Consider the following 4,681-nt stretch of genomic DNA (forward strand, 5'->3'; position numbering starts at 1 on the left):
CGGCAGATTCTCGACGCCGCCGAGAAACTGCTGGCGACGCGCGGCTACGCGGACATGACGGTCGGCGAAATCGCTCAGGCGGCCGGGATCACCCGTGGGGCGCTGTACTTCTACTTCGCCTCCAAACAGGACGTGCTCACGGCATTGGTGGCACGCACCGTGCAGGCCCTGCAGGAGAAGTCGGGTGCGGCGCTCGTGGACACCGCGCCCGTCGAAGAGGTCATCTCCACCGCGCTGGAGCGCACCGCCCAGCTGTGGCGCGAGCACGGGTTGGTGATGCGCGCGGCAGTCGATCTCGGTTCCACCGTGCCCGAGATCGATCAGTTGTGGACGGGCACCGCCGATGTCTTCGCCGAGGCCATCACCGCGGTGCTCAGCCGTAGCGGCGTACCGCCGGGCGACGGCCCCGGAGATGCTCCGGCTCTGGGGCACGCTCTGTGCTGGATGATCGAACGCAGCTTCTATCGGGCGTCCAAGGTCTCGGTCGCCGACCTCGACGACGCCAAGCAGACCTGCCAGGCGGTGTGGATGCGCTTGGCGGAATCCCGGTGACCCGCCAGCGAATCCGGTGATTCAGATCAGACGAATTGCTGGCCGCCATCGATGTCGTAGGTTGCGCCGGTCAATGCCGTGTTGACCATCAGGTGGACCGCGAGCGCGGCGACGTCTTGCGGCCCGACGACCCTGCCGATGGGAAGTGTTGCTCTCAACTCGTCGCGACGGCCTTCGAGCTGACTGCCCAGCAGGGCCGCCGAGAGCGGGGTGTCGACGAAGCCCGCGGCGATCAGGTTGACGCGGATGGGTGCGATTTCCAGAGCCAGTGCCGCAGTGAACGGTGGCAGCGTGGCGGTCGCGGCTGGCACGATGCCAAGGCGGTGGTCGATGCGCCGACCCCCGGTACCGCCCATGAGGACGAGGCTGCCCCCGGGGCGCATCTTGACCCTTGCATTGCGGGCCACCTCGAGCCCCAGCACCACGTGTCCACTGAGCGCGTCACGGACGTCGGCGGCGTCCATCTCGAGTAGCGGAACGTAGCGCGGGCCGCCGGCTGTGACCAACAGGTGGTCGATCGGTGTCGCCAGACCCTCGAAGAAGTCGTGCAGGGCAGCCGAATCGGTGGCGTCGAAGGCTGCGGTGCGTTGCGCGTCGACCTCGGCCGCGGCTGCCTTGAGTCGATCCGGGTTACGCCCGGTCAGCACGACGTCGGCGCCCTCGGCGCGGGCTCGTCGGGCGGTCTCGAGACCGATGCCCGCACTACCACCGATGCAGACGACGGTCTGGCCGAGCAGCTCCGGTGGACGCTTCGTGGGCGCGGTGGTTCCACTGCTCATGGGCGTGCTCCTGGTGGTCGCTTCGACGCAGATTGGCACAGGCGCCGAGAGCGCGCAAGCACCGCCGCGGCGGTGACTTCCGAGGGGCCTCGCAGATGGCGAGGAGCAGTTACAGCTGAATGCCGGTGTACTTGGTCTCGAGGTAGGCGTCGAGGCCTTCGACGCCGCCCTCTCGTCCCACACCCGAGGCCTTGGTCCCGCCGAACGGGGCCGCGGGATTGCTGACCAGCCCGCGGTTGATGCCGGTCATGCCGGTGTCGAGGGCGTCGGCCACGCGAAGGGCACGGGCGAGGTCGCGAGTGAAGACGTAGGACGCCAGACCGTACGGAGTGCTGTTGGCCTGCGCGATGACGTCGGCCTCGTCCTCGAATTCGTAAATGGGTGCGATGGGACCGAAGATCTCCTCGCTGCGAATGTCGGCGTCGACCGGGATCGAGCGCAGCACGGTGGGTGCGTAGAAGTAGCCCGGTGCGTCCACCCTGCTGCCGCCGGTGACACAGACGGCGCCCTTGCCAACGGCATCGGAGACCAGTGCAGAGACCTTGGCCAGCTGCCGTGCGTCGATGAGGGGGCCCAGCTGCGAGGAGCGGTCCGAGCCGTCGCCGACGCGGACGGTGGCCATCCGCTTGGCGAACCGTTCGACGAAATCGTCGGACACCGCACGGTGCACGAGGATCCGGTTGGCGGCCACGCAGGACTCGCCGCCGTTGCGCAGTTTGGCGACCATCGCCCCGTCTACGGCCTGGTCGATGTCGGCATCCTCGAACACGATGAACGGCGCGTTGCCACCAAGTTCCATCGACGTGTTCATCACGTTGTCCGCGGCCTGACGCAGCAGGACCTTGCCCACCTTGGTGGAGCCGGTGAACGAAACCTTCCGCGCACGAGGGTCTTTCATGATCGTGGAGATCACCTCGGGGGCCTTGGTCGTGGTGATGACGTTGAGCACGCCCGCCGGAACGCCGACGTCGTGCATGACCTGGGCCAGCAGCAGGCTCGTCAACGGAGTCTGCTCGGCGGGCTTGAGCACCGTCGTACATCCGGCGGCCAGCGCGGGTGCGATCTTGCGGGTTGCCATCGCCAACGGGAAGTTCCACGGGGTGATCAACAGCGAGGGGCCGACGGGGCGTTTGGACACCGCGATGCGGTACTGCCCGCCCGGTTCCAGGCCGAACTGCCCCTCGAGATGTAGCCGGTTGGCCGCTTCGGAGAACCACCGAAAGAAGCCGGCGCCGTACTCGACCTCGCCGAGTGCCTCGGCCCACGGCTTACCCATCTCGGCGACGATCACGCCGGCGAAGTCCTCGGAGCGATCCACGATGGCGTCGTAGACCGCCCGGAGTAGATCGGCACGTTCGCGAGGCGGTGTCGCGGCCCAGCCGGCCTGGGCCCGGTGTGCACCCTCGAGTGCGCGCAGTCCGTCCCCGGGGGAGGCGTCGGCGTCGTCGGCCAGATGTTCCTCGGTCGCGGGATTGAGCACCGGTATGACGTGGCCGGTCTCCGCGGCCACCCACCGGCCCTCGATGAACAACGCGCCCGTCGGAATCCCGATCGACAGCGTCGGCGTCGTCACTTGCTTCCTCCGTGAAAGGTCAACACACTAAGCGGCTTTGGTCAGCCACTGCTGGAACCGGTGCCCGAGAACCACGGGGTCGATCAACAGCAGCGGCGTTCCCGGCTCATTACCCGGTTCGATGCGGGCGTGGATCAGCCACGGCCCGGCCACCTCGAAAGCCTGTTGCAGGGCCTCGTCCAGCAGCTCTTGGGTGTCGACGCGTGCCACCTTGAGGTCGACGGATTCCGCGAACCGACCGAGGTCGATCTTCTGCGCCTGGGTCGGGATGCCTGCCGTGGACGCGTAGACCCCGTTGTCCAGCAGCATGATCACCAGATTCTCGAGAGCCAGGTAGCCGGCGGTGATCGCGGACCCGGGGTTCATGAGCAGCGAACCATCGCCCTCGATGACAACGGTCCTGGCGATCTTGCTGCCCTCGGTGGCTTGCGCAATCCCGGTGCCCACCGAGACTGCCAGCCCCATGGCGTCCAGGAGATACAGATGATTGGCGCGATCGTCGATCGCCGCGAGCTCTCGGCTGGTCGCGGCACAGGTGGCGACCACCGGGACCTCGGGTGTCCGCGCGACGATGGTGCGCAGTGCCTCGATTCGTCTCATGCCTTCGCCTTCGCATCGTTGTGGTCGAAGAACTCCATGAGCACGACCACCGGACGGAACGTCATCCGGGCGTGAGTACCGGCTTCCCTCACGGTGGCACCCCAGTCGCTGGCCGTGTTGCGCCGATCGAGCGCGAAGACGGGAATACCCGTGGCACGCAGCAAGTCCGGCACTGGAGCGGAGATGCTGTGGATCATCGAGTTGTACTCGGCGAGGCCGCCGCGTGTGTTCGCGATGATCAGCATCGGCAGGTGGTAGGACACGGCCATCGTCGTCAAGGCGGTCAACGCATTGCCGAAGCCGTTGTCCTGCATCAAGATGACGCCGAACTTTCCTGCGAAGGGGTACGCCCCGACGATGCCAACGGCTTCTTCCTCGCGGGACACCGGGAACACCAACGGCAGGTCACCGTCACGATGCGCGGCAAGAACACCGTTGATGATCGGTGCGATGCTGGCGCTGGGAACATAGGCGACGCCGTCGGGCTGCAGCGCACTGACGGCATCGACCACCTCGCGGTGTCGCTCCTGCGTGATGGTGATCGTCATCTCAGTTCATCCCTTCGGTTCAGTGAGACGGGCACGGCGCCTGGCATTTCCCGATGCCCTGGGAACGGCACGATCTTCGTGTTGTGCCAGCGCAGCAGCCGCCAGTCGCCGGGACCGTGGGCAGCCCAGGCGGCAGTGAACCGGAACAGCAGGTTGCGGGAGTTTCCCCCGGCTGTCTTGCTGTGGCTGAGCACGCCTCCCATGAGTGCGCAGTCGCCAAGCAACGTGATGTCGACGTCCCGGTGGGCGAAATCCCCGTACGTCGTGTGCTGATCAGTCAGCGAGTCCAGGTAGTCAGCTCGGTATTCGATTCTCCCAGAGGCGTGTACGTAGACGAAGTCCGGATGCAACAGCTCATCGATACGCTTTGAATCCCCGTTCTGCAATGCAGAGCAGCGCAGCTTCTCGAGATTGCGAATGCGTACCTCGTGATCCACGTCGGTGGCGTCAGCGCTCATCAAAAGCCACGCACCAGGCCGCCGTCGATTCGCAGTTGCACACCGGTGACATAGCCGGCCCGGTCACTGGCCAGGAACACTGCCGCGTCGGCGAACTCCTCGGGTCGCCCGTAGCGTCCCGCGGGAATCGTGGCCGCGGACCGTCGGGCCACCTCGTCACTGCTGATGCCC

General features: G+C 66.6%; 7 protein-coding genes. 1 reads left to right on the plus strand and 6 read right to left on the minus strand.

Annotation, left to right across the window (positions count from 1 at the left end; translation table 11 throughout):
• On the plus strand, positions 1 to 552 hold a 552-nt coding region (locus tag ACRDUX_RS39145), incomplete at its 5' end, for a TetR/AcrR family transcriptional regulator (protein WP_526422655.1).
• Between the two features lie 26 nt (positions 553 to 578).
• Here ACRDUX_RS39145 and ACRDUX_RS39150 read toward each other — a convergent pair.
• The 6 genes from ACRDUX_RS39150 to ACRDUX_RS39175 form a co-directional block, all read right to left on the minus strand.
• Positions 579 to 1,331, minus strand: coding sequence for an SDR family NAD(P)-dependent oxidoreductase (locus ACRDUX_RS39150; RefSeq protein ID WP_526422657.1), 753 nt, complete (start codon positions 1,329 to 1,331; stop codon positions 579 to 581).
• Positions 1,332 to 1,440: 109 nt separating this feature from the next.
• Positions 1,441 to 2,904 (minus strand): NAD-dependent succinate-semialdehyde dehydrogenase, encoded by a 1,464-nt coding sequence (locus tag ACRDUX_RS39155; protein WP_526422659.1) that lies wholly within the window; start codon positions 2,902 to 2,904, stop codon positions 1,441 to 1,443.
• 27 nt (positions 2,905 to 2,931) lie between these two features.
• On the minus strand, positions 2,932 to 3,504 hold the full coding sequence (locus ACRDUX_RS39160; RefSeq protein ID WP_526422661.1) for a thiamine pyrophosphate-dependent enzyme: 573 nt from the start codon (positions 3,502 to 3,504) through the stop codon (positions 2,932 to 2,934).
• Positions 3,501 to 4,052 (minus strand): thiamine pyrophosphate-binding protein, encoded by a 552-nt coding sequence (locus ACRDUX_RS39165; RefSeq protein WP_526422663.1) that lies wholly within the window; start codon positions 4,050 to 4,052, stop codon positions 3,501 to 3,503. Before ACRDUX_RS39165 ends, ACRDUX_RS39160 begins: the two co-directional genes overlap by 4 nt.
• Complete coding sequence (locus ACRDUX_RS39170; protein WP_526422664.1) at positions 4,049 to 4,510, minus strand: DUF4440 domain-containing protein; 462 nt, start codon at positions 4,508 to 4,510, stop codon at positions 4,049 to 4,051. The genes ACRDUX_RS39165 and ACRDUX_RS39170 overlap by 4 nt, the downstream gene beginning before the upstream one ends.
• The gene (locus ACRDUX_RS39175; protein ID WP_526422666.1) at positions 4,510 to 4,662 is read right to left on the minus strand and encodes an SDR family oxidoreductase; all 153 of its coding nucleotides are present in this window, start codon (positions 4,660 to 4,662) and stop codon (positions 4,510 to 4,512) included. The genes ACRDUX_RS39170 and ACRDUX_RS39175 overlap by 1 nt, the downstream gene beginning before the upstream one ends.
• Positions 4,663 to 4,681 lie beyond the last annotated feature (19 nt).

It is taken from the genome of Mycobacterium sp., assembly GCF_050701675.1.
GTDB lineage: Bacteria > Actinomycetota > Actinomycetes > Mycobacteriales > Mycobacteriaceae > Mycobacterium.

Excerpts from the sequence above, each read along its gene's own strand:
- ACRDUX_RS39150 (WP_526422657.1), bottom strand. The coding sequence starts at position 1,331 with ATGAGCAGTGGAACCACCGCGCCCACGAAGCGTCCACCGGAGCTGCTC.
- ACRDUX_RS39160 (WP_526422661.1), bottom strand. The coding sequence starts at position 3,504 with ATGAGACGAATCGAGGCACTGCGCACCATCGTCGCGCGGACACCCGAG.
- ACRDUX_RS39165 (WP_526422663.1), bottom strand. The coding sequence starts at position 4,052 with ATGACGATCACCATCACGCAGGAGCGACACCGCGAGGTGGTCGATGCC.
- ACRDUX_RS39170 (WP_526422664.1), bottom strand. The coding sequence starts at position 4,510 with ATGAGCGCTGACGCCACCGACGTGGATCACGAGGTACGCATTCGCAAT.